This window comes from Halobaculum roseum, from assembly GCF_019880245.1.
Lineage (GTDB): Archaea > Halobacteriota > Halobacteria > Halobacteriales > Haloferacaceae > Halobaculum > Halobaculum roseum.
The window spans coordinates 1,936,849-1,959,004 of record NZ_CP082286.1; the positions used below are offsets into that span (position 1 = coordinate 1,936,849).

At 71.8% G+C, this 22,156-nt stretch carries 23 protein-coding genes; 8 read left to right on the forward strand and 15 right to left on the reverse strand.

Annotated elements, in window-relative coordinates; genetic code table 11:
- Nucleotides 1-8: 8 nt before the first annotated feature.
- Nucleotides 9-1,022, reverse strand: coding sequence for a replication factor C small subunit (locus K6T36_RS09770; RefSeq protein WP_222606467.1), 1,014 nt, complete (start codon nt 1,020-1,022; stop codon nt 9-11).
- Between the two features lie 155 nt (nt 1,023-1,177).
- Here K6T36_RS09770 and samp2 point away from each other — a divergent pair, with 155 nt between their 5' ends.
- Together samp2 and K6T36_RS09780 are read left to right on the forward strand one after the other, a co-directional pair.
- A complete protein-coding gene (samp2, locus tag K6T36_RS09775; RefSeq protein ID WP_222921115.1) occupies nt 1,178-1,378 on the forward strand; it encodes a ubiquitin-like small modifier protein SAMP2 in 201 nt (66 codons plus the stop codon).
- A complete protein-coding gene (locus tag K6T36_RS09780) occupies nt 1,375-1,854 on the forward strand; it encodes a GNAT family N-acetyltransferase (RefSeq protein ID WP_222921116.1) in 480 nt (159 codons plus the stop codon). The genes samp2 and K6T36_RS09780 overlap by 4 nt, the downstream gene beginning before the upstream one ends.
- A gap of 10 nt (nt 1,855-1,864) precedes the next feature.
- Here the strand turns inward: K6T36_RS09780 and K6T36_RS09785 are convergent, their stop codons facing one another.
- Nucleotides 1,865-3,247, reverse strand: coding sequence for an alkaline phosphatase family protein (locus tag K6T36_RS09785; RefSeq protein WP_222921117.1), 1,383 nt, complete (start codon nt 3,245-3,247; stop codon nt 1,865-1,867).
- Nucleotides 3,248-3,346: 99 nt separating this feature from the next.
- The gene (locus tag K6T36_RS09790; protein ID WP_222921118.1) at nt 3,347-4,756 is read right to left on the reverse strand and encodes a phosphoglucomutase/phosphomannomutase family protein; all 1,410 of its coding nucleotides are present in this window, start codon (nt 4,754-4,756) and stop codon (nt 3,347-3,349) included.
- A gap of 127 nt (nt 4,757-4,883) precedes the next feature.
- Here K6T36_RS09790 and K6T36_RS09795 point away from each other — a divergent pair, with 127 nt between their 5' ends.
- Nucleotides 4,884-5,504 carry an NADPH-dependent FMN reductase gene (locus tag K6T36_RS09795; RefSeq protein WP_222921119.1) on the forward strand — a complete coding sequence of 207 codons (621 nt, stop codon included), beginning with the start codon at nt 4,884-4,886 and terminating at the stop codon, nt 5,502-5,504.
- Between the two features lie 38 nt (nt 5,505-5,542).
- Here the strand turns inward: K6T36_RS09795 and K6T36_RS09800 are convergent, their stop codons facing one another.
- The 3 genes from K6T36_RS09800 to larB form a co-directional block, all read right to left on the reverse strand.
- Entirely contained in the window at nt 5,543-5,770 is a 228-nt protein-coding gene (locus K6T36_RS09800; protein WP_222923415.1) for a GIY-YIG nuclease family protein, read from the reverse strand.
- Nucleotides 5,771-6,032: 262 nt separating this feature from the next.
- Nucleotides 6,033-6,185 carry a DUF7563 family protein gene (locus K6T36_RS09805; RefSeq protein ID WP_425601460.1) on the reverse strand — a complete coding sequence of 51 codons (153 nt, stop codon included), beginning with the start codon at nt 6,183-6,185 and terminating at the stop codon, nt 6,033-6,035.
- 113 nt (nt 6,186-6,298) lie between these two features.
- Entirely contained in the window at nt 6,299-7,075 is a 777-nt protein-coding gene (larB, locus tag K6T36_RS09810) for a nickel pincer cofactor biosynthesis protein LarB (RefSeq protein WP_222921120.1), read from the reverse strand.
- A 153-nt stretch (nt 7,076-7,228) separates the two neighbouring features.
- Here larB and K6T36_RS09815 point away from each other — a divergent pair, with 153 nt between their 5' ends.
- Nucleotides 7,229-7,396 carry a DUF1931 domain-containing protein gene (locus tag K6T36_RS09815; RefSeq protein ID WP_073308856.1) on the forward strand — a complete coding sequence of 56 codons (168 nt, stop codon included), beginning with the start codon at nt 7,229-7,231 and terminating at the stop codon, nt 7,394-7,396.
- Between the two features lie 94 nt (nt 7,397-7,490).
- Here the strand turns inward: K6T36_RS09815 and rpiA are convergent, their stop codons facing one another.
- Nucleotides 7,491-8,186, reverse strand: coding sequence for a ribose-5-phosphate isomerase RpiA (gene rpiA, locus K6T36_RS09820; protein WP_222921121.1), 696 nt, complete (start codon nt 8,184-8,186; stop codon nt 7,491-7,493).
- Nucleotides 8,187-8,271: 85 nt separating this feature from the next.
- Here rpiA and K6T36_RS09825 point away from each other — a divergent pair, with 85 nt between their 5' ends.
- The 3 genes from K6T36_RS09825 (at nt 8,272) to K6T36_RS09835 (ending at nt 12,228) form a co-directional block, all read left to right on the forward strand.
- A complete protein-coding gene (locus K6T36_RS09825) occupies nt 8,272-8,976 on the forward strand; it encodes a hypothetical protein (RefSeq protein WP_222921122.1) in 705 nt (234 codons plus the stop codon).
- A gap of 122 nt (nt 8,977-9,098) precedes the next feature.
- On the forward strand, nt 9,099-9,341 hold the full coding sequence (locus K6T36_RS09830) for a ferredoxin (RefSeq protein ID WP_222606476.1): 243 nt from the start codon (nt 9,099-9,101) through the stop codon (nt 9,339-9,341).
- Nucleotides 9,342-9,681: 340 nt separating this feature from the next.
- The gene (locus tag K6T36_RS09835; RefSeq protein WP_222921123.1) at nt 9,682-12,228 is read left to right on the forward strand and encodes a DEAD/DEAH box helicase; all 2,547 of its coding nucleotides are present in this window, start codon (nt 9,682-9,684) and stop codon (nt 12,226-12,228) included.
- A gap of 39 nt (nt 12,229-12,267) precedes the next feature.
- Here K6T36_RS09835 and K6T36_RS09840 read toward each other — a convergent pair whose 3' ends face one another.
- Nucleotides 12,268-13,008 carry an Sjogren's syndrome/scleroderma autoantigen 1 family protein gene (locus tag K6T36_RS09840; RefSeq protein WP_222921124.1) on the reverse strand — a complete coding sequence of 247 codons (741 nt, stop codon included), beginning with the start codon at nt 13,006-13,008 and terminating at the stop codon, nt 12,268-12,270.
- 51 nt (nt 13,009-13,059) lie between these two features.
- Nucleotides 13,060-13,533 carry a histidine kinase gene (locus tag K6T36_RS09845; protein ID WP_222921125.1) on the reverse strand — a complete coding sequence of 158 codons (474 nt, stop codon included), beginning with the start codon at nt 13,531-13,533 and terminating at the stop codon, nt 13,060-13,062.
- A 184-nt stretch (nt 13,534-13,717) separates the two neighbouring features.
- Here K6T36_RS09845 and K6T36_RS09850 point away from each other — a divergent pair, with 184 nt between their 5' ends.
- Nucleotides 13,718-15,919: an ATP-dependent DNA helicase gene (locus tag K6T36_RS09850; RefSeq protein ID WP_222921126.1), complete on the forward strand. Its 2,202-nt coding sequence runs from the start codon at nt 13,718-13,720 to the stop codon at nt 15,917-15,919.
- 27 nt (nt 15,920-15,946) lie between these two features.
- Here K6T36_RS09850 and argF read toward each other — a convergent pair whose 3' ends face one another.
- From argF to lysX, 6 genes are all read right to left on the reverse strand, one after another.
- On the reverse strand, nt 15,947-16,882 hold the full coding sequence (gene argF, locus K6T36_RS09855) for an ornithine carbamoyltransferase (protein WP_222921127.1): 936 nt from the start codon (nt 16,880-16,882) through the stop codon (nt 15,947-15,949).
- A gap of 107 nt (nt 16,883-16,989) precedes the next feature.
- Complete coding sequence (locus tag K6T36_RS09860; protein WP_225935090.1) at nt 16,990-18,084, reverse strand: [LysW]-lysine hydrolase; 1,095 nt, start codon at nt 18,082-18,084, stop codon at nt 16,990-16,992.
- Nucleotides 18,085-18,115: 31 nt separating this feature from the next.
- The gene (locus tag K6T36_RS09865; RefSeq protein ID WP_222921129.1) at nt 18,116-19,279 is read right to left on the reverse strand and encodes an aspartate aminotransferase family protein; all 1,164 of its coding nucleotides are present in this window, start codon (nt 19,277-19,279) and stop codon (nt 18,116-18,118) included.
- Entirely contained in the window at nt 19,276-20,226 is a 951-nt protein-coding gene (locus K6T36_RS09870) for an acetylglutamate/acetylaminoadipate kinase (protein WP_222921130.1), read from the reverse strand. The genes K6T36_RS09865 and K6T36_RS09870 overlap by 4 nt, the downstream gene beginning before the upstream one ends.
- Nucleotides 20,223-21,284, reverse strand: a complete 1,062-nt coding sequence (gene argC / locus K6T36_RS09875) for an N-acetyl-gamma-glutamyl-phosphate reductase (RefSeq protein WP_222921131.1) — start codon at nt 21,282-21,284, stop codon at nt 20,223-20,225. The genes K6T36_RS09870 and argC overlap by 4 nt, the downstream gene beginning before the upstream one ends.
- Nucleotides 21,281-22,156 (reverse strand): lysine biosynthesis protein LysX, encoded by an 876-nt coding sequence (gene lysX / locus K6T36_RS09880; RefSeq protein ID WP_222921132.1) that lies wholly within the window; start codon nt 22,154-22,156, stop codon nt 21,281-21,283. The genes argC and lysX overlap by 4 nt, the downstream gene beginning before the upstream one ends.

Below are 22,156 nucleotides of genomic sequence, written 5' to 3' on the forward strand. Positions count from 1 at the left end.
TGGTTCGCCTATTCGTTCGCCAGCGCCAGCGACGCCAACAGCGCCTCCAGCTGCACCTGCTCGTTGGCGCCCTCGGTGATCCGGAAGTCGGCGTCGCCGATGCGCTCCATCAGCCGCACCGCCTCGCGATCCGAGAGGTCGAACTCCCACACCGAGCGGTGGAGCTGGTCGATGATGTCGCCGCCGGCCATCCCCGTCTCGGTGAGCAGCGTGTCGAGCGTCGCCCGCGACTTCGAGAAGTCGCCGGCGAGCGCGTCCTCGACCATCGCCTCGATCTCCTCGGGGCGCGCCGTCGCGGTGATCTCGTAGACGGTCTCCTCGTCAACGACTTCCCCCGTGGTCGCGGCCGCCTGGAGGGAGTTGATCGCGCGGCGCATGTCGCCGTCGGCGGCGTACACCAGCGCGTCGAGCCCCTCGTCGGTGATCTCGATGTCCTGGTCGGCGGCGATGTCCCGGACCTGCGCCGCGACGGCCTCGTCAGACAGCGGCGAGAAGCGGAAGACGGCACACCGCGACTGGATGGGGTCGATGATCTTCGAGGAGTAGTTACACGACAGGATGAAGCGCGTGTTGTCGGAGAACTGCTCCATCGTCCGCCGGAGCGCCGACTGCGCGTCGTCGGTGAGGGAGTCGGCCTCGTCGAGGAAGATGACCCGGTAGTCGTACCCGCCGAACGACGAGCGCGCGAAGTTCTTGATCCGGTCGCGCACCACGTCGATCCCGCGCTGGTCGGAGGCGTTGAGCTCCAGGAAGTTCGTCCGCCAGTCGTCGCCGTAGATCGTCTTGGCGATGGCGACCGCCGAGGTCGTCTTCCCGACGCCGGCCGGCCCCGCGAACAGGAGGTGCGGCAGGTCGTCCTGTTCGATGTAGCTTTGCAGTCGCGAGACGATCTGCTCGTGTCCGTACACGTCCTCCAGCGTCTCCGGGCGGTACTTCTCGATCCAGACCTCCCGCCCGGGCGCGGGGCCGGCGTCGTCCCCGTCGCCGGCCTCGGTCGCCTCCGCGTCGTCGGCCTCGCTCATGGACGGTGGTCGGCGGCCCGGGGGGATAAACGCCCCGAGATACCGCCCCCGGTACCCTGGACCGACGCGCGCCGTCGGTAACGGGTGCCCGCGGTCGGGGGCGCCAGAGCGCACGCGACGGCAACGCTGAAAGCCGCGCGGCGGCGACTGCGGACATGGACGTGACCTGCGAGGTCGTCGGCGAGGGGACCGAGACGCTCGCGCTCGACGACGGCGCGACCTACGCCGACGTGTGCCGGGCGGTCGGCTACTCCCCCCACGAGGTAACCGTGCTCGTGGACGGGAGCCCGGTCCCGGAGGACGCCCCCGTCGAGGCGACCGAGCTGAAGGTGCTCCGGCTCATCAAGGGCGGATGACAGGCGACGACGCCGACAGCACCGCAGACAGCGCCGTCGACAACACCGCCGACAGCGCCGGCGCCGCGTCCATCCGGCCCGCCCGCGGCGACGACGCCGACGCGGTCCGCCGACTCTTCGACGCCGCGATGCTCTCGGTTCCGGACGACCTCGCCGACCGCGTCGCCGGCGGCGACGCGCTGGTCGCCGTCGACGCCGACACCGCAGGCGAGACCGACGACCCTGCCGTGATCGGGGCGCTCGTGCTCGCCGACAGTCACATCGACGCGATCGCGGTACGAAAGCGCCGGCGGGCCGACGGCGTCGGCACCGCCCTCGTCGCGGCGGCCGCCGGGCGGACCGACGGGCCGCTGACGGCGACGTTCCGGCCGCAAGTGCGGCCGTTCTACGAGTCGTTGGGCTTCGAGATCGAGGAGCGCGACGGGCGACTGTTCGGAACGCTCGCGAGGGCCGACGCGGGCGACGCGCCGGAGTGACCGACCGGGATCAGCCCACGTCCGACAGCGGCGCGGCCGCGAACGGGGTCAACATCTCCTCGGGCGTCAGCCCGCCGTGCCAGCCGACGTACCCGAGCTTTTCCGGTTCGTCGCCCCGCCAGGCCGCCTTCCGTCGGTGGACGAACACCACGTCGCCGCAGCGGCGGCGGAGACGGTCGGAGACCGCGCGGTCGCCGAACAGCCCGCGGACGAAGGCTTCCTCGCGGGTGAACGCCCGCCCGTAGAAGGTCCGATCGAGGTAGTCGAGCACCTCCTCGGTCGTCCCCGGCCGGAGGTGGAGGTGGACGTTGCGCGCGCCGCCGACCGGCGGGAGCGGGTCGCCGTCGTCGCCGTCTTCGCCGCCGTACCCGCCGTCACCGCCGTCGCCTCGCGCCAGCGGGTACTCGGTCGGGGCGCCGGTCTCGTAGCGACGCATGCGTTCCGTGAGGAAGTCGTGCTCCCAGAGGTCGACGTTGGTCTCGGGGTCGGTGTCGACGTGGCCGTGGTCGGCGGTGAGCACGAGCAGCGTCGACTCGGCGACCTCCTCGGGGACACCCGACAACGCCGTCGCGACGGCCTCGGAGACGGCCGCGAGCGTCTCGCGGTAGCGGTCGGAGTCGGTGCCGGCCTCGTGGGCCGCGCCGTCCACGTCCGAGAGGTACGCATAGCAGTAGGTGTCCGGATCCGACTCGGAGAGCGCCTCGGTCAACAGCGACCGGAAGCCGTCGAGGTCCTCGTACCCGTGGGAGTCGGCGCCGGCGAGCGCGTGCGCCGAGTACGCGCCCGTCGCGGCCTTCGTGGGCTGGACGGTCACGGAGTCGACGCCCTCGGTAGCCAGGGACTCGTATATCGACCCGCCGGCGAAGAGGTCGCCGGCGTGGACGCCGTATGCCTCGTCGGCCGGGTCGCCGGACTTCGTCGTGAACGGGAGCGTCTGGACGACGCGGTCGGCGTCGCGATGGTACACGTCCCAGCCGATCACGCCGTGCTCTGCGGGCGTGCGGCCGGTGTGGACGGTCGTGATCGCCGCCGCGGTCTCGGAGGGGTAGACGGACGTGAGCGGCGTCACCCGGGCGGTCTCGGCGAGGTCGGCGATCCACTCGGGCGCCCGGCCGGCGGCGACCTCGCGACGCCACTGCTCGTAGCCGAAGCCGTCGACGAGCACGTGACAGACGCGGTCGTAGTCGGCGTCGTCGCCGGGGGCGGTGCCGGCGAGGCCGGGCACGTCGGCGACGGCGCCGTCCGGGAGCGGGTCGCCGGGGAGGTCGACGCCGAGCACCCCGCCGAGGGTCGCGGGGACGCCGGCGAAGCAGTACCGGCCGTAGTCGGGGAACAGGTAGCCGTCGCGCTCGCGGTCGTCGCTGACGCGGGCGGCGACCTCGTCGTCGAACATACCGGTCGTAGCGACGACCCCGCCGTCAAACCCGGGGATCCGGGGATCGGCCGCGGAACCGAGGAGGGGACGGGTCCGTCGGTCGACGGGCCCACCGCGTCAGACCAGCGGCTCGACCAGCTCGCGGCCGTCGGCGAGGATCGCTTTCGTGTTCCTCTCGGAGCCGGATTCGGCGTACACGCGCATCTTCGGCTCGGTGCCCGAGGGGCGCACGAGCAGCCACGAGCCGTCGGCCAGGAGGAGCTTGAAGCCGTCCACCGTCACCACGTCCGCGACCGCCTCGCCGGCGACCTCGTCGGGGATGTGGTCGGCGAGGTCGTCGATGACGCGGGCCTTCTCGCTGTCGGGGCAGTCGACGCTCACCTTGTCGGCGACGATGCGGCCGTGCTCGGCCTCCAGCCGGTCGACGCGGTCGTCGTACGACTCCTCCGCCTCGGCGGCGGCCGCGAGCAGCGCCATCAACACGCCGTCCTTCTCGCGGACGTGCCCGCGAACGGAGAAGCCGCCGGACTCCTCGCCGCCGATCAGCGCGTCGTGCTCGCCCATCGCCTGTGCGACCCACTTGAAGCCGACCGCGGTCTCGAACACCTCCTCGCCGTGCGCCTCGGCGATCCGGTCGATGAGGAACGTCGTCGAGACGGTGCGGATCGCGGGCCCGGAGTCGCCCTCGAGGAGGCGGTCGTACGTCGCCGCGAAGAAGAGGTTCTCGTCGAGGTGGCCGCGCCCGGGGGTCACGATCGCCAGCCGGTCGGCGTCGCCGTCGTTGGCGATCCCCAGGTCCGCGTCGCCCTCGGCGACGTGCGCGGCGAGCGCTTCGAGGTTCTCCGCCGAGGGCTCCGGCGACCCGCCGCCGAACTCGGGGTCGCGGTCGCAGCGCAGGCGCTCGACCTCGGCGCCCGCGGATTCCAGCAGCGCGTCGGTGACGCCGCGGCCGCTGCCGTGCATCGCGTCGTACGCGACCGTCAGCCCCGACAGATCGAGCGCCCCCCCGCGGGCGACGAGGTCGCGGGCGTGTTCGGTGTGGGGGGTCTGAAGGTCGACGCGGCGGATATCGCCCTCGTCGGCGGTGCCAGCGGCGTCGAGGGTCGGCTCGCGGAGGTTCGCCTCGATGCGCTCGGTGACCTCCGGAAGGGCGGGCGCGCCGTCGTCGGGGATGAACTTCACGCCGTTGTACTCGGGCGGGTTGTGCGAGGCCGTGACCATCATCGCGCCCGCCGCGTCGCGCTCGACGATGGCGTACGCCACGAGCGGGGTGGGGCAGTCGCGCTCGGGGAGGAGCACGTCGAAGCCGTTGCCCGCGAGCACTTCCGCGAGCGACTCGGCGAAGCCCTCGGAGGTCGGCCGGGCGTCGTAGCCCACGATCACGGGGCGGTCCGCCGTGCCCTCCGCGGCGGCGTCCGCCTCCGCCAAGGTGTCGGCGACGGCTTGACCGACGATCCGGACGCGGCGGTCGGTGAACGTGTCGAGGGTGGCGCGCCACCCGTCGGTTCCGAAGGAGATCTCGTCCATGCGGGAGCCGTCGGCGCGGGGTGGCAAAAACCCGGGTGCCCGCGGTCGGGCCGTACGAGGGCCGGATCCGGCGCCGGCCGCCGTCAGAACCCGACGGGCTTTTGCGCGCGCCCGGGAACTCTCTGGCATGTCGGAGACGCCTACCGTCGTCGCCGTGAACGGCTCGCGACGCGACGGGAGCTACGGCCGGGCGACGCTGCGGTACGCCCTCGATGCGGCCGCCGAGTACGGCGCCGAGCCGGACTTCATCGATCTGGGTGACCCCGAGCTCGACGTGCCGCTGTATCACCCGGACGTCGACGCCGCGGACGCCGGCGACGTGCCGGACCTGCTCGCGCGGATGCGGCACGCCGACGGCGTGCTCCTATGCACGCCGGTGTACCACGACTCGTACTCGTCGGCGTTCCGGAGCTTCCACGACTGGTGTAGCTTCGACGAGTACGACGACACCGTCGTCGGGCTGTTCGCCGTCGCCGGCGGCGGCTCCTACGGCGGGACGCTCGAACACATGCGCGCGACGATCCGCGGGGTCCACGGCTGGGTCGCCCCGCTCCAGGTCGGGATCCGCAACGCGCGAAACCGCTTCGAGCCGTGGGACGAGGGCGACCGGCCGCCCGAGGGCGCGATCGGCGCGGACGCGCGCTACGAGTTCGTCGACGACGCGCTGCGCGAGCGGACGATGAAGCTCGGGCGACGGATCGCCCACTACGCCGGGCACAAGGACGAGTTCCTCGACGTTCCGGAGTAGCGGCCGGGCGCGCGAGGTCGACCGACCGTCGACCGGTCCTACCCGATCAGCCGCTCCTTCTCCCGTCGCGACCGCTGTTTGATCGCGTACTCCCGGCTCATCGCCGCCGACTTCGAGTCGAACGCCTCGACGTGGACCAGCTCGACGGGCGTCCGCCCGCGGGTGTACTTCGCGCCGTCGCCGGCGTCGTGCTCGGCGACGCGGCGGGCCACGTCGGTCGTGTAGCCGGTGTATAACGACCCGTCGACGCACTCCAGGACGTACACGTAGTGGTCGGCCGCCGGGACGGCGACGCCGTCGACGCGGTCGGGGTCGTCGCCGGTGCGGTCGGAGTCGTCGCCGTCGTGGCCGGGGTCTTCGCCGCGGGCGTCGACCGTCGGATCGCGATCGCTCACGGCGACGGTGTTCGGCGCGCGTGAAATAAACGGACGCGGTGCGGCACGGCGCCGCCGGTCCCGAGTCCCGCGGGGGAACGGGGGACGGATGGGTGGTGGCCGTCGCGGCGCGGTGAGGTGGTCGCAGAGCGGTTCAGTCGTCTGCGCGGGTCCGATCCCGTGCCGCTTCGGCGATGCCCGCGTTCGCAGAGCAGGACGGGCACGCGTTCAGGTCCCCGCGTTCGTCGCTGAACACGCGGGCGAAGCGGTCGGATACGTGCGACCCGCAGTGGTCGCAGCGTGGCATGTGGTCGTCCGGCATCCACCGCTGCCGGTACCACGCGTAGGGGTGCATGACACATATACTCTTTCACGGCGCACGCGCCGTGCAGCGGCGGAAAACGGCGTCGAACCGGTCGGTCAGTCGTCCCCTCCATCGCGGGAGCCGTCGACGCCGATGGCGATCAGCCCGGCCTGCGTCCCGGCGACGAAGCCGGCGTCGACGTTCACCACCGAGAGGACGGTACACGACTGGAGCAGGCCCAACAGCGCCGCCTTCCCGTCGCCGCCGACGCCGTACCCCGTCGACGTGGGGAGGCCGATCACGGGCGCGCCGACCAGCCCCGCGACGACGGGCGGCAGCGCGGCCTCCCGTCCCGCAACCGCGACGACGACGTCCGCCCCGCGAAGGGCGTCCAGCTCGTCGAGCACGCGCGTGAGGTTGGCGACGCCCACGTCCTCGACCGTCTCGACGCGCGGGCCGGCCTCGCCGGCGACGACGGCCGCCTCCCTGGCCGCGGGCGCGTCGGCGGTGCCGCCGGAGACGACGACCACGTCCGCGTCGACGGCGGGCGGCACGTAGTCGTCGGCGTGGACCACGACGGTCCGCGCCCGGGCGTCGCGCTCGACGGTCGCCTCCGGGTGCTCCTGGTCCATGTAGGCCCGCACCTGTTCGGCCGTCTCGTCGTCGGCGCGCGTGACGAGCGCCCGTCCGGTCGAGTCGACCGCGGCGTCGGCCATCGCCGCCACCTCCGCGGGCGTCTTCCCCTCCGCGAGGATCCCCTCGGGGATCCCGCGGCGATGCTCCCGGGCGGCGTCGAACCGTCCGGCCTCCGTGGTCGCGTAGCCGCGCAACCGCGCCTCCGCCTGTGCGGGCGTCAGGTCGCCGGCGGCGACCGCCTCCAGCGTTTCGCGCATGGACGACCCTCGGGGGCGGACCGACTCGAAGCCTCCGACCGGGAACGGTATATAAACCCGAAGTCGGAAACACCCGTGAACGGCCGCGAGGGGCCCCGCCTCGCGGGATAACTTGGGAAATCTTATAAGGAGGCGTCGGGAAAACCAGATTGCATGGCAGACCTCATCGTCAAGGCAGCCGTCAAGGAGTACCTCGAGGAGAAGAACGTCGCGTCCGATTTCTACGACGCACTCGACGGGGAAGTCGAGGAGCTGCTCGAGGACGCCGCCCGCCGCGCCGAGGAGAACGACCGGAAGACGGTCCAGCCGCGCGACCTGTAAACTCGGCCACCTTTCCTCCACTTCTTTCACCGACCGCGTAGCCGCGGCGCCGCCGATCGCGCGTGCTCGACGAGCTGGACGCCGACGCTGAGCCCTACGGCTCCGTCCGCCGCACGTCGCCGTCGTCATCGCCGACGAACACCGCGTCGGCCATCCCGACGAACAGGCCGTGCTCGACGACGCCCGCGGCGGCCGACAGCGTCCGCGCCAGCGACGCCGGCTCCGAGACGGCGCCGAAGTCGCAATCGAGCACGAGGTTCCCGTTGTCGGTGATCACGGGACCGTCCTTGCGCTCGGCGTCCCGAAGCGTCGGGTCGCCGCCGGCGTCGCTGACCGCACGCTCGACGCGGGCGAGCGCGTCCGGCAGTACCTCGACGGGGACCGGGTGTTCGAGCCGGTCCGCGAGCTTCGAGTCGTCGGCGACGACGAGGAACTCGTCGGCCGCCGACGCGACGACCTTCTCGCGGGCGTGTGCGGCGCCGCCGCCCTTCACCAGCGCGTTCGCGTCGAGGGCGACCTGGTCGGCGCCGTCGATCGCGAGGTCGACGCGGGCCACGTCCGACAGCGTCAACAGGGGGATCCCGACCTCCCTCGCGAGCGCCCGCGACTGGTAGGAGGTGGCGACGCCCTCGATGTCGAGCCCCTCGGCGACGCGCTCGCCGAGGTCGCGGATCGCGTGCGCCGCCGTCGAGCCGGTGCCGAGCCCGACCACGTCGCCGTCGGTCGCCTCGGCGGCGGCCGCCTCGCCGGCCGCCCGCTTCGCCGCCTCCGTCCCCGCGGTGTTCTTCATGGTCGGGTGCTCCGCCGGGGGGCGCAAAACGCTTGCCCGTCGAGGCGGCCGAAGGTACTTACGCCGGAGCGACGCAGACCCCGCCGTGTCCCTCGCTACCCTCTCTCCCCGTGTCCTCCGTCTCGTCGCCGTCGCCCTCGTCGCGTCGGCGCTCGTCGCCGCAGCGGTCCCGGCCGACGGCGCCGCCCGTGCGCCGCCGGAGCCAGCCTGCGGCGTCTGCGTCGACGGCGCGCTCGCCGACGCGGCCGACCGGCACGGCGTCGCCGTCGCGGTCGAACGCGCCACGCTCGACGTGCACGTGTCCGACGACGGCTCGACCCGCTGGACCGCCCGCCTCGACCTGTCCGACGGGACCGATGCGCTCCGGAACGACTCGCTGCGGGCCGCGATCGTCGACGCCGCGACGGCCTCGGACGGCGGCGACCGGACGAGCCGGATGGACGGCGACACGCTGGTCGTCGAGCACCGCCGCGGCGACGCCGCCGAGCGCGAGGCCGGCGCGGTCCTGTTCACCGCCTTCGACGCCCGCGACCCCGTGCTGCCGTTCGTCATGGGCGGCGAGGGGACCGTCTATCCCGGCGCGGACGCGCTCGTCCTCCACGCGCCGGAGGGCCACGTCGTCGCCGGCGGGGTCGGCGACGGGACGGTCGAGGGACGGACCGTCGTCTGGCGCGGCGCGGAGGGCGGGGACGACGGGATCGACCGCGACGCGGTGCCGACGTTCGTCCCCGAGGGTGCGGTGGCGCCGGGCGTTCGGGGCGTCCTCGCCAGGCTGCTCGCGGGGTACTGAGGCCGTCCCACCGTGGCGCCCTCGGGAGGTCTTCGGAACCGAACCGACGGCCCCGAACGGGCGGCGCCGCCGACCGGGACGGGGACGAAGACGGTATTAGCCGCCGCGACCACGGTCTGGGTATGCACGTCGAGTTCGACCGTGACACCTGCGTCGGGATGTACCAGTGCGTGGCCGAGTGGGACGCCTTCGAGAAGGACATGGACGCCGGGAAGGCGACGCTCGTCGGCGGCGAGGAGACCGACGAGGACACCTTCTCGCTGGAGGTGCCCGACGGCGACGAGCTGGACGCGAAGTTCGCGGCCCGCACCTGCCCGGTCGACGCCATCCGTCTGTACGACGACGACGGCGAACAACTGATCTGAGGGGCGGGCGCCCGAGAGACGTCCGGTCGGCGCCGAACCGGGAACGTCGAGGAGGGTCACAAAGAAGCGGTCGTCCGCGCCCGAGCGAGCGGGAACGCGAGAAACGGTTATCACGGATCCTCGTGTTGACCCGACCGATGCCAGCATCCGAGCGCTGTCACATCACGGAGTGGGCCGCGCTCCTCGACGAGTCCGTCCCCGAGACGGCCTGCGACGAGCGCCGGTTCGAGTTCCGGCCGCGCGAGGAGCGCTGAACCGGCCGTTCGAGCCGTGAGGCGTCCGGCTTCACTTTCGCCACGGTTCGCGAAGGTTTACCCCGCGTGAGGCGCAAGATCCGACGATGGCCGAGGCCGCCGCGGAGGACGAGTACGTCGAGCACCCGCTGCTCGTTCCGGAGTTCATCGAGAACCGTCGCTACCAGACGGAGCTGGCGGCGACCGCCCGCGAGGGTCACACGCTCGTGTGCCTCCCGACCGGCCTCGGGAAGACGACCGTCTCGCTTCTGGTCACCGCCCACCGGTTGTACGAGACCGGGGGGAAGGCGCTGTTTCTCGCGCCGACGAAGCCGCTGGTCCAGCAGCACGCCGACTTCTATCGCGAGGCGCTGGACGTCGCCGACGAGGAGATCGTCGTGTTCACCGGGGAGGTACGCCCGGACGACCGCGCGGAGCTGTGGGAGAGCGCGAGCATCGTCATCGCCACGCCCCAGGTCGTCGAGAACGACCTCGTCGGCAACCGGGTCTCGCTGGCGGACGTGACGCATCTGACGTTCGACGAGTGCCACCGCGCCAGCGGCGACTACGCGTACGTGTACATCGCCGAGCGCTACCACGCGGACGCCGAGAACCCGCTCGTCACCGGGATGTCGGCCTCGCCGGGGGGCGACCGCGAGGAGATCACGGCCGTCTGTGAGAACCTCGGCATCGACCAGGTGGAGGTGATGACCGAGGACGACGCCGACGTGGGCGAGTACACCCACGACACCGACGTGCAGTGGGAGCGGATCGACCTCCCGGAGCCGATCGTCGAGATCCGCGACGCCCTCAACGAGGTGATCACGGACAGGCTGGAGAGCCTGAAGCAACTGGGCGTCACGAACACGACTCAGCCGGACGTCTCCCAGAAGGACCTCAACAAGATGCGCGGGGAGCTCCAGCGCATGATGGACGGGGGAGACTCGGACGCCTACACCGGGATGTCCGTGCACGCGGAGGTGATGAAGCTCCGGCGCGCCGTCGAACTCGTCGAGACGCAAAGCGTCGAGGCGCTGCGGCGGTACTTCGAGCGCCAGCGCAACGCCGCCCGGTCGTCGGGCGCCTCGAAGGCGAGCCAGCGACTCGTCTCCGAGCCGAAGGTGCGCGAGGCGATGCGCAAGGCCGAGAACTTCGACGACCTCCACCCGAAGTTCCGCCGGACCCGTGTCCTGCTGGCGCAGACGCTCGGCATCGGCGGCGGCGAGCGCGTCATCGTGTTCACGGAGTCGCGGGACACCGCCGAGGCGCTCACGGAGTTCCTCTCCGCTTCCTTCGACACCCGGCGGTTCGTCGGCCAGGGCGACAAGGAGGGCTCCGACGGCATGACCCAGAAACAGCAGCAGGAGACGCTCGACGCCTTCCGGGCCGGCGAGTTCGAGGTGCTCGTCTCCACCAGCGTCGCCGAGGAGGGGCTGGACGTGCCGGAGGTCGATCTGGTGCTGTTCTTCGAGCCCGTGCCGACCGCCATTCGCTCCATCCAGCGCAAGGGGCGGACCGGCCGGCAGGCCGAGGGGGAGGTGGTCGTCCTCCTCGCCAACGACACGCGCGACGAGGCGTTCTTCTGGATCTCGCGGCGCCGCGAGAAGGAGATGGAAAACGAGCTTCGCGAGCTGAAGGGCGTCGCCGACGAGCTGACCGACGAACTCGACGACGACCAGACTGGATTGACCGAGTTCGACGGCGAGGAAACCAACGACGGCGACGGCGAGGCCGACGACGCGACCGTCGCCGACGCCTCCGCGGAGTCCACGTCGGACTCGACGCCGGCGTCGACCGCCGACGGGTCACAGCCCGGACTGACCGACTTCGACCCCGAGTCGACGGGCGACGACGAGACGACGAAGGACGGCGGCGAAACGGCGGACGACCGCGGTGTGAGTGGCGACACGACCGTCGACGGCGGCGACGGCGACCCTGACGACGAGACCGACGCCGGCAGTGACGCGGACGACGGCGTCGTCGCCACCGCCGGGAGCGACGAGGGCACCGAGATCGTCATCGACCAGCGCGAACTGGAGTCGACGATCGCGCGCGACCTCTCCACCCGCGAGGGGATCACCACCCGGCTGGAGACGCTGGCGGTCGGCGACTACGTGCTCTCCGACCGCGTCGCCGTCGAGCGCAAGTCGGTCGCGGACTTCCTCGACACGCTCGTGGGCGGCGACCGCTCGATGTTCGAGCAGGTGAAGGACACCGCCCGCGCGTACGCCCGGCCCGTCGTGATCATCGAGGGCGAGGACCTGTACGGCGAGCGCAACGTCCACCCGAACGCGGTCCGCGGGGCGCTGTCGTCGCTGGCGATCGACTTCGACGCGAGCGTCCTCCGGACCGAGGACGAGGCCGACACCGCCGACCTGCTGGAGGTGATCGCCCGTCGCGAGCAGGAGGAGAACGACCGCGAGGTGTCCGCACACGGCGAGAAGGGGGCGAAGACGCTCGCGGAGCAACAGGAGTACGTCGTCTCGTCGATCGCGGACATCGGTCCCGTCACCTCGCGCGCGCTGCTGGAGCACTTCGGCACCGTCGAGGCGGTGATGACCGCCCGCGAGGAGGACCTGCTGGAGGTCTCGGGCGTCGGGCAGGTGACCGCCGAGCGCATCCGCGAGGTCGTCGGAAGCGACTACCCGGAGTAGCCGCGAGTCGCCCGTTCTCCGGCGTGTACGGTTCGGTTCTCAGCGACGCAGCGCCGAGAGCGCCTCGGCCGCCTCCCGAGCGGCCGCGAGGTGGTCGGCGGCGACGCGGGGGTCGGACGCCTCGGCGGCGGCTTCTGCGTGGCGCCGCAGCGTGCTCGCGAGCGCGTCGCGGCCGGCCGCGAGGTCGTCGCCGGCGGCTCCCGCGTTCGCGTCGCCGGGGGCGGACCGGGTCGATGCCGGGGAGGTATCACGTCCGGCCGCCACGTCGACGCTCGCGTCCACGTGGCCCGTCGTCTCCGGTGCCGCCGTCCCGGCCGTCCCCGCGGCGTCGACTCCGGCTCCGTCCACGTCCCTGGACGCGTTCACGTCCTCCGGTGAGGACTCTGTCGGATCCGTCGGGGTCGGGGACGGGCTCTCGTTCGGCGTCGCGTCGGGCGCCGCGTTCTCGTTCGCCACAGCGGCGTTCGCCGCGTCCGGGTCCGCCGCATCCGCGTTCGCCGCGTCCGTGTTCGCCGGCTCGCCCGGAGCCGCCCCGGTCGAGCCCTCCACGTCGCACTCGGGGCAGAACTCCTGCCCGTTCTGTCGGAAGATCGGCGAGCCGCAGGCGTCGCAGTGGTCGTTCGTCATCGTCGCGCCCTTGAGCAGGAGCTCGCTCATCCGGCGGGTCGACTCGCGCTTCTCCTCGTCGCGGGCGAACTTCTCGCGGAGCTTCTCGCGTTCGGCCTCCTTGTCGAACTCCGAGTTCCCGTCGGCCGTGTCGTCGGACGCGTGTTCGCTCATGCTCGGGGGATGGTCGTCGCGAGCGAAAAAGTCAGCGGCGTCGAGGGGAGCTCACAGCGATCGAAGCGACGGGAGCACAGCGCCCAACACCGCCCCGTAGAGCACGTGGGCCGCGAGGCTGAGTGTATCGAGGTTCGGGAGCGGGGGGTTCGCGGGCGAGCCGACCGCAGCGAGCCACGCCGGCATCACGAGTGCCGCGAGGATCGCCCAAAGCGCGACCCCGTAGCCGGCACCGAGCAGGGTCGACCGGGTCGGGTCGACGACGCCGAGGGCGTTCGCGAGCGCGACGAACCCCACGCCGAGGACCGCGCCGTGGCTCACGTGGACGATCCAGCCGGCGAGCCCGCCCGACAGGCCGTACAGCGAGGGGATCGCGACCTCCAGCGCCGCCGGCGCGAACAGCGAGAACGCCGCGCCCATCGCGATCCCGGCGAGCGCGCCCGCGGCGACGCCGCCGCGCCAGCCGGTCTCGACCGTCTCGATCCCAGGTTCCGCCGTCGTAGTCGTTCGTGTCTGTGTCGCCATAGCGTCACGTACGGACGCGCGCTCCGGGGATAGCCGTACGTACACGATGCGGCCCCGACAGGTCGGGCACCCCCCCCGCGACCCGGAGCATCGTCGTCGCCCGGTCCGTCGGCCGATTCGGCCGACGTCCACGCGACCGCCACGGCACCCGTAACTTCAAAGCTGAAGAGGCGAAAGTACGACCGTGTCGACGACGGACGGTCACCTGCGCTTCTTCCCGTACGACGAGCCGTACCCGAACCAGGAGGAGGCGATGGATCGGATCTCCAACTCGCTGGAGCGGGGACAGGACGTGCTGTTCGAGGGCGCACCCGGCACCGGCAAGACGCTCTCGGCGCTCGTGCCCGCGCTGCAGCACGCCCGCGATCACGACCGCACCGTCGTCATCACGACGAACGTCCACCAGCAGATGCGCCAGTTCGTCGAGGACGCCCGCGCCATCCACGAGACCGAGCGTATCCGCGCGACCGTGTTCAAGGGGAAGTCGTCGATGTGCCACATCGACGTGGACTACCAGGAGTGTCAGACGCTGCGCGACACCACGCGCTCGCTCGTCGAGGACCGGTCCGACAAGGAGCAGTTGGAACAACGGCTCGATGATCTCACCGACGAGATGCGCGAGGGCGCCGACGGTGCGGGCGGCGGATCCGGCGGCGACGCCGGAAGCGCCGCCGAAGCCAGACAGGCCGTCCAGGAGGAACTGGAGCGCCTCGACGAGGAGATCGACGACGAGGCCGCCAACACCTGCGACTACTACCTCCAGAACCTCACCGGCGACACGGGCGAGTTCTTCTCGTGGCTGTTCGACGACGTGCGCACCCCCGACGAGGTGTACGAGTACGCCGGCAGCCGGGGATTCTGCGGCTACGAGCTGCTGAAAGAGGGAATGGAGGAGGTGGAGCTCGTCGTCTGCAACTACCACCACCTGCTCGACCCGCAGATACGCGAGCAGTTCTTCCGGTGGCTCGACCGCGACCCGCAGGACGTGATCACCGTCTTCGACGAGGCGCACAACGTCGAGGACGCCGCCCGCGACCACGCCTCGAAGACGCTCACCGAGAACACCCTGGAGTCGGCCCTGAACGAGCTGGAGGAGACCGACGACTCCCGCGCCGAACCCGCGGAGAACGTCCTCCGGGCGTTCACCGAGGCGCTGCGGGACACCTACGACGAGAAGCTGGGGTTCGGCGCCCGCGAGCAGGTCGGCGAGAACTGGGACGACGTGAGCATCGCCAACGAGGACCGTCGCGACGACCTGACGCTCGCGTTCCTGGAGCGCTACGAGGGACAGGGCATCCGCGCGGAGTGCGACCTGGCGCTCCAGCTCGGCAAGCGCCTCGACGAGGAGTACGAGGAGGCGTACCGCGACGGGGAAACGACGACGCGGCGGGAGTGTCAGACCCTCCGGGCGGCCGCGTTCGTCTCGGCGTGGATGGACGACGGCGGCGAGCTCGGCCAGCACCCGGTCGTCTCCGTCCGGCGCGACGCCGGCACCGACGAGGTGTACGGCCGCGCGGAGCTGTACACCTGCATCCCGCGGGAGGTGACCGCGGAGCTGTTCGACGAGGTGTACGCGAGCGTCCTCATGTCCGCCACCCTCCGCCCGTTCGACGTGACCGAGGACGTGCTCGGGCTGTCGGACCCGGCGACGCTCGCGTACGGGATGGAGTACCCCGAGGAGAACCGCCGAACCTTCTCGGTCGCCACCCCGGCGCTGTTCGCCTCCGAGCGCGACGACCCCGCGACACAGGAGACGATCGCCGCGACGCTGTCGGATGTCGTGCGGTTCACGCCCGGCAACAGCCTTCTGTTCTTCCCGTCGTACGCGGAGGCCGAGCGCTACCACGAACTGCTTTCGGGCGACCCGAACCTCGGTACCCTCCTGCTCGACGGTTCGGAGCCCGACACCGAGCGACTCCGCCGCCGCCTCGTCGACAGCGGGGGCGCGACGCTGTTCACGTCGCTGTGGGGGACGCTCGCCGAGGGCGTGAGCTTCGACGGCGACGACGCCCGGACGGTCGCGGTCGTGGGCGTGCCGTACCCGCACCTCTCCGAGCGCATGGAGGCGGTGCAGGAGGCCTACGACCGTGCGTTCGCCGAGCGCTCACGGGACGCCGGCTGGGAGTACGCCGTCGAGATCCCGACCGTCCGCAAGACCCGGCAGGCGCTCGGGCGGGTGATCCGCTCGCCCGAGGACTTCGGCGTGCGCGCGCTATTGGACAAACGCTACACCTCCGCGGACATGGGAAAATACTCCGTGCGCGGCGCGTTCCCCGTGGAGGAGCGGGAGGAACTGATCGACATCGGCCCGGGGAAGCTGAAGTTCGCGATGCTGAATTTCTTCACCGACCACGCGGCCTACGACGGGGAGCCGCCGGAGCCGTAGCGAGGTGAGAGTGCAGTACGGAGGCGACTACTCCAACAGCTCCACGAGCAGCCCCTTCTGCGCGTGCATCCGGTTTTCCGCCTGCTCCCACACGAGCGACCGCTCCGACTCGAGCACCGCGTCGGTCACCTCCTCGCCGCGATGGGCGGGCAGGCAGTGCATGAACGCCGCGTCCGTTTCGGCGAGCAGGTCCTCGTTGACCTGATACCCCTCGAACGCGGGGAGCTTCCCCTCGCGTTCCTCCTCCTCGCCCATACTCACCCACACGTCGGTGTACACCACGTCCGCGTCGGCGACGGCCTCCTCGGGGGAGTCGACGGCGGTCGGCTCGGTCCCGAGTTCGGCACAGCGGTCGTACACGTCGTCGCCGAGGCCGTACCCCTCGGGCGTCGCGACCGTGAGGTCCAGCCCCGCCAGGGCGGCGCCGACGGCGAACGAGCGGCCGACGTTGTTGCCGTCGCCGACCCACGCCGCCGACACCTCCGAGAGGTCGCCGACCTCCTCGCGGATCGTGAGCAGATCCGCGAGCGTCTGGCACGGGTGGGCGTCGTCGGTGAGCCCGTTGATCACCGGAACGCCGGCGTACTCCGCGAGGGTCTCGGCGTTCTCGTGGGCGAACGTCCGAACCATGATCGCGTCGGCGTAGCCGCCGAGCGCGCGGGCGGTGTCCTTCAGCGGCTCGCCGTGGCCCAGTTGGATCGCGTCGGGGCCGAGGAACATCGCGTGGCCGCCCAGCTGAGTCATCCCCGTCTCGAAGCTCGCGCGTGTCCTGGTCGAGGGCTTCTCGAACAGCATCGCCAGCGTCGTCCGCGGGAGCTGCGTGAGGTCCTTGCCCGCCTTCAGGTCGGAGGCGCGCGCGAGGACCTGCGCCAGTTGGTCGGTGGTCAGGTCGTCGATGTCGAGGAAGTCGCTCGGGAACTCGTCGGCGTCGGTCGGCGTCGTCGATGTCGTGTGGGTGCTCATCGTGATCGTGGGTCGTGGGGTGGGTGTCGTGTGTGGTGAGTCGGTGGTCGTGTGAAGTACGTCAAAACGGGGCGGGCGACGGTCGGAGCCGCCGGGGCCGCCGTAGATCAGTCGTCGGTTCGGCCTCGCAATCGTCGCGAGGCGTCGGTCAACACGTCGACCGCGCGGTCGAACTCCGCGAGGGGGAGCCGTTCGTCCGGCGCGTGGTCCAGCGAGGAGTCGCCGGGGCCGTACGTCGCCATCGGCACGTCCCAGGCGCCGGCGAACAGGTTCACGTCCGCGGTACCGGTCTTGCGGAGCAGGCGGGGGTCGCCCCCCGCCTTCCGGATCCCGCCCCGAAGCGCCGTCGCCACGGGGTCGCGCGGGCTCCCCATCACGGGGGGGATCGGCTCGTTCCAGTGGACCGTCCCCACGTCGAGTTCGGCGTCGGCGCGCTCGCGGACGTCCTCGGGGTCGAGCGACGGCGGCACGCGGAACTGCACGTCCATCGTCGCCTCCATCGAGAGGCCGTCCTCGGAGAGGCCGCCCTCGACGGCGACGGGCTTGGTCGTCACCTGCTCGAAGACGGCCCCGTAGTCGTAGTAGTCGAACGCGCCCTCGACGCGCTGCCACCAGTGCATCGCGTGTTCGACGGCGTTTGGGTCCGGCCGGGAGGTGTGCCCCGACTCACTGGTGGCGACGTAGGTCCCCGAGATGAGCCCGCGGTACCCGAGCGTCACGGCGTCCCAGCCGGACGGTTCGCCGTTGATCACGGCCTCGGGCGCGTCGCGGGTCTCGACGAGGTGGCGCGCGCCCCGGGAGTCGGTCTCCTCGCCGGTCACGCCGACGTAGGAGACGCCGGTCTCGACGGCCGCGACGGCCATCGCCGCCAGCGGCCCGGTCGCGTCGACGCTGCCGCGGCCCCACAGGACGGGCCCCTCGGCGTCCAACTCCTCGTCGCCGTCGGCGATCTCGACGGGGATGTCGCCCGGGACGGTGTCGACGTGCGACGTGAGCAACAGCGAGTCGTCGCCGGGCGCGCGGACGTTCCCGACCTCGTCTGTGTACGCCTCGCGGTCGTGCGCCTCGAAGAAGTCGACGAGGACGGCCGCCGCATCGGCCTCCTCGCCCGAGACGGAGGGCGTCGACACGAGGTCGTACAGCAGTTGGCGACCCTCGGTGTCGAGCGCCTCCGTCGGGTCCAGCGGGTTCGACACCGCCATCATCCGGACACCTCGGGCTCGCTCGCCATCGTCACAGCACCTCCGTCAGCGCGTCGACGACCTCGCGGGCGTGCCCCTCGTTGATCACGAGCGGCGGGAGCAGGCGAAGCACCGAGCGCCCCGCCGGCAGCGCGAGGATCTGGTGGTTCAGCGCCAACTCGCGCAGGTAGCGGTTCGCCCCGCGCTTCACCTCGATGCCGATCATCAGGCCCTCGCCGCGCACCTCGCGCACGGGGAGGTCGTGTTCCTCGACGGCCTCCTCCAGTTGCGTGGTGAGGTAGTCGCCGACCATCGCCGCGTGGCCGGGCACGTCCTCGGCGACCAGCTCCTCCAGGGTCGCGTTGGCCGCGGCGGCGACGACCGGGTTGCCCGAGAACGTCGACCCGTGGCTCGCGGCGCCGTCGGCGATCCAGTCGGCACACAGCGTCGCGCCCAGCGGGAGGCCGGAGGCGACGCCCTTCGCCGTCGTCAGGATATCGGGCTGGACGCCCGCGCCCTCGCAGGCCCACAGGTCACCCGTGCGGCCCATCCCGGTCTGGATCTCGTCGAACACCAGCGCCGCGCCCGCGTCCGCCGTCAGGTCGCGAGCCGACCGCAGGTACTCGTCGCCGGCGGGGTTGATCCCACCCTCCCCCTGCACGGGTTCGAGGAAGACGGCCGCGGTCTCGTCATCGACGGCCTCCGCCAGCGCCTCCTCGTCGCCGTAATCGACGAACTCGACGCCGCCGGCGACGGGCTCGAAGGGGGCGCGGTACTTCTTCTTCCACGTCATCGCCAGCGCGCCCAGCGTGCGGCCGTGGAAGCCGCGCTTCGTGGCGACGACCTTCTCGCGACCCGTCGCCGAGCGCGCGAACTTCATCGCCGCCTCGTTGGCCTCGGTGCCGGAGTTGCACAGCCACACCTTCGAGAGGTCGCCGGGGGCGACCGCGCCGAGTCGCTCGTACAGCTCCGTGCGGGCGCTGTTGGGGTACGACGCCTGCACGTACAGCAGCTCGGCCGCCTGCTCCTGCACCGCGTCGACCACGGCCGGCGGGCAGTGCCCGAGCGGGGTGCAGGCGTAGCTCGCGCCGAAATCGAGGTACTCGGTGCCGTCGCTGGCGGTGAGGTGAACGCCCTCGCCCGACTCCAACTGGATCGGCTTCTCGGAGAAGACGAACCCCTCGCCCGCGTCGCTGGGGTCCTCGAAGGCGCTCATCCGTCCACCTCCGCGTCGGCGGCGTCGCCTCCCGCGTGGGCTTCGTCGCCGTCGATAACCGCCGAGCGCTCGATACGCGTCCCGGCGCCGTCGAGCGCGGCGACGATGGGGTCGCGGACGTTCGCGTCGGCGACGGTCACCGCCGTCGCGCCGGATTCGAGCGCCTCGGTCGCCGCCATCACCTTCCGGGTCATGAACCCCTCGGCGGCGTCGGTGAGCGCGTCGTACTCGTCGCCCGTGGCGACCGACTCGATGAGCGTGTCGGGGTCGTCCGGGTCGGCGTACACGCCCGAGACGTCCGTCAGGACGACCAGCTCGGCGCCGAGCGCGCCCGCGACGGCCGCGGCCGCGCGGTCGGCGTCGGTGTTGACCGGGGTGCCCTCGCTCTCGGACTCCATGCCGAACATCGGCGGGGAGACGACGGGAGTGTACCCGTCCGCGAGCAGCGTGTCGAGCAGGCCGTCGTTCACCTCCTTCGGCGTGCCGGAGTGGTCGCCGCGCTTGATCTTCTTCTTGCCGTCCTCGACGACGCGGACGGCCGATTTCCGGGGGCCGGTCAGGAGGCCGCCGTCGACGCCCGAGAGGCCGACGGCGTCGACGCCGGCGTTCTTCATCGCGGTGACGAGGTCGGTGTTCACCTGCCCCGCCATCGCCATCGTGAACGCCTCCATCGTCTCCTCGTCGGTGAAGCGGCCGGTGACGCCCGAGGGCGTCTCGACGTACTCCGACTCGATGCCGAGGCGGTCCAACAGGTCGTCGACGGCGGTCGAGCCGCCGTGGACGACGACCACGTCGCGGCCGTTCGCGACGAGGTGGGCCACGTCGCCGACGGCGCCCGCGGGGTCGACCGCGCGGGCGCCGCCGAGCTTCACGACGACGGGCGGGCCGTCGCCGCCGTCCGCGAGGGGGCCGCCGTCGGCCGCCGCGGCCGCGCCGGGCCAGCTCACGGCGATCCCACGGGGTGGAGCCCCTGGAAGTCGAGGCCGGCCGTCTCCTCCAGCCCGAGCGCGACGTTGGCGGCGTGGACCGCCTGCCCCGCCGCGCCCTTCATCACGTTGTCGATGGCCGAGAAGGCGACCACGCGGCCGTTCTCGGGGTCGAGCTCGAAGCCGACCTCGGCGTAGTTCGTCCCGGCCACGGCCTTCGGCTCGGGGTAGCGGTACACGCCGCCGCCGCCCGCGACGAGGCGGACGAACGGCTCGTCGTCGTACGCTTCGCGGTAGGCGCCCCACAGGTCGCCCGTGGTGACGCGCTCGCTCGGGAAGGCGTGACACGTCGCCGCCGCCCCGCGGGTCATGTCGACCGCGTGGACGGTGAACGACAGTGAGAGGCCGAGTTCCTGCTGGATCTCCGCCTCGTGGCGGTGGCCCGTCGGCGCGTACGGGCGCACGACGCCCGAGCGCTCCGGGTGGCTGGAGGCGGCGCCGCCGCCGGCGCCCCCCTCCGAGGAGCCGACCTTCAGGTCCGCGACGACCCGGTCGTCGGGCGTGATGACGCCCGCGTCGACCAGCGGCTTCAGCGCCAGCATCGTCGCCGTCGCGTTGCAGCCGCCGGAGGCGATGAGGTCCGCGCCTTCGAGCTTCTCGCGGCCCAACTCGGGGAGCGCGTACGCGGCGTCCGCGAGGTGCTCGGGCGCCGTGTGGCCGTCGTACCACTCGTCGTAGTCGGCCTCCTCCTCCAGGCGGAAGTCCGCAGAGAGGTCGACCACGGTGCCCGCGGCGTCGCGGAAGGCGTCGATGTGCTCCATCGAGACGCCGTGCGGGGTGGAGGCGAACAGCACGTCCACCGACTCCAGATCCTCCGGCGAGGAGAAGCGAAGGTCGACCCCGCGCAGGTTCGGGTGGACGTAGCCGAGCGTCTTGTTCTCGTACTCGCGACTCGTGGCCTGCGCGAGCTCGAAGTCGGGGTGACCCGTCAGCAGGCGACATAGCTCGCCGCCCGCGAAGCCGGAGGCGCCGACGACGGAGGCGGAGGCCGAGCGGGTCGGGTGACCGTCCTCGCTCATACCGTCGCCACCGCCTCCTCGGCCACTTCCGCCTTCAGTTCGAGCCAGTCGACGACCGCCGCGGGGACGTCGACCTCGCTCGCCTCGTTCAGCGCCTTGAACTCGACGGTGTGGTTCACCTCGTGAACCGTGTACTCGCCGTCCTTCGTCTCCATCAGGTCGACGCCGAGCAGGCCGCCGCCGACCGCGTCGCTCGCGGTCGCAACGAGTTCCTTCGCCTCGTCGTCGAGGTCGAAGGTGGCCGTCTCGCCGCCCTTCGCGGCGTTGGTGAGCCAGTGATCCGAGGAGCGCGTCATGGCGGCGACGGGCTCGCCGTCGCAGGCCAGCACGCGGATGTCGCGGCCGGGCTTGTCGACGTACTCCTGCACGTAGAACACCTTGTGCTCGTAGTGCCCGAGGGTCGCCTTGTGCTCCAGGATCGCCTCGGCGGCGGTCTCGGAGTCGATCTTCGCCATCAGCCTGCCCCACGAGCCGACGACCGGCTTGATCACGCAGGGGTAGCCGAAGTCCTCGATGGCCTCCATGGCGGCCTCCTTCGTGAACGCGACCTCCGTCGCCGGTGTCGGCACGCCCGCCGCCTCCAGCGCGAGGCTGTTCTTCACCTTGTCCGCACAGACCGCCGCGGTCTCGGGACTGTTGATCACGGGAACGCCGTACGCCGACAGGAACCGCGTCGCGTACAGCGAGCGCGAGGTGGCGAGACAGCGGTCGATCACGAGATCGCAGTCGGTCACGCCGGCGCTCGTCGAGTCGAGGCCGAACCGCTGCTTGCGCACGTCGATCTTCGCGACCTCGTGGCCGCGCTCGCGAAGCTCCGACAGGAGGAGCTTCTCGTCCTTTCGGATCCGGGAGTAGAGCAGGCCGATCTTCAT

Bases quoted from the DNA above. Each gene is read 5' to 3' on its own strand.
- K6T36_RS09835 (WP_222921123.1), top strand. From the start codon at position 9,682: ATGGCCGAGGCCGCCGCGGAGGACGAGTACGTCGAGCACCCGCTGCTC.
- argF (WP_222921127.1), bottom strand. From the start codon at position 16,882: ATGAGCACCCACACGACATCGACGACGCCGACCGACGCCGACGAGTTC.
- K6T36_RS09780 (WP_222921116.1), top strand. From the start codon at position 1,375: ATGACAGGCGACGACGCCGACAGCACCGCAGACAGCGCCGTCGACAAC.
- rpiA (WP_222921121.1), bottom strand. From the start codon at position 8,186: ATGAAGAACACCGCGGGGACGGAGGCGGCGAAGCGGGCGGCCGGCGAG.
- larB (WP_222921120.1), bottom strand. From the start codon at position 7,075: ATGCGCGAAACGCTGGAGGCGGTCGCCGCCGGCGACCTGACGCCCGCA.
- K6T36_RS09865 (WP_222921129.1), bottom strand. From the start codon at position 19,279: ATGAGCGCCTTCGAGGACCCCAGCGACGCGGGCGAGGGGTTCGTCTTC.
- K6T36_RS09795 (WP_222921119.1), top strand. From the start codon at position 4,884: ATGTCGGAGACGCCTACCGTCGTCGCCGTGAACGGCTCGCGACGCGAC.
- K6T36_RS09805 (WP_425601460.1), bottom strand. From the start codon at position 6,185: ATGCCACGCTGCGACCACTGCGGGTCGCACGTATCCGACCGCTTCGCC.
- argC (WP_222921131.1), bottom strand. From the start codon at position 21,284: ATGAGCGAGGACGGTCACCCGACCCGCTCGGCCTCCGCCTCCGTCGTC.
- samp2 (WP_222921115.1), top strand. From the start codon at position 1,178: ATGGACGTGACCTGCGAGGTCGTCGGCGAGGGGACCGAGACGCTCGCG.
- K6T36_RS09770 (WP_222606467.1), bottom strand. From the start codon at position 1,022: ATGAGCGAGGCCGACGACGCGGAGGCGACCGAGGCCGGCGACGGGGAC.
- K6T36_RS09790 (WP_222921118.1), bottom strand. From the start codon at position 4,756: ATGGACGAGATCTCCTTCGGAACCGACGGGTGGCGCGCCACCCTCGAC.
- K6T36_RS09840 (WP_222921124.1), bottom strand. From the start codon at position 13,008: ATGAGCGAACACGCGTCCGACGACACGGCCGACGGGAACTCGGAGTTC.
- K6T36_RS09845 (WP_222921125.1), bottom strand. From the start codon at position 13,533: ATGGCGACACAGACACGAACGACTACGACGGCGGAACCTGGGATCGAG.
- K6T36_RS09815 (WP_073308856.1), top strand. From the start codon at position 7,229: ATGGCAGACCTCATCGTCAAGGCAGCCGTCAAGGAGTACCTCGAGGAG.
- lysX (WP_222921132.1), bottom strand. From the start codon at position 22,156: ATGAAGATCGGCCTGCTCTACTCCCGGATCCGAAAGGACGAGAAGCTC.
- K6T36_RS09860 (WP_225935090.1), bottom strand. From the start codon at position 18,084: ATGGCGGTGTCGAACCCGCTGGACCCGACGGAGGCGCTCGACACCGAG.
- K6T36_RS09785 (WP_222921117.1), bottom strand. From the start codon at position 3,247: ATGTTCGACGACGAGGTCGCCGCCCGCGTCAGCGACGACCGCGAGCGC.
- K6T36_RS09830 (WP_222606476.1), top strand. From the start codon at position 9,099: ATGCACGTCGAGTTCGACCGTGACACCTGCGTCGGGATGTACCAGTGC.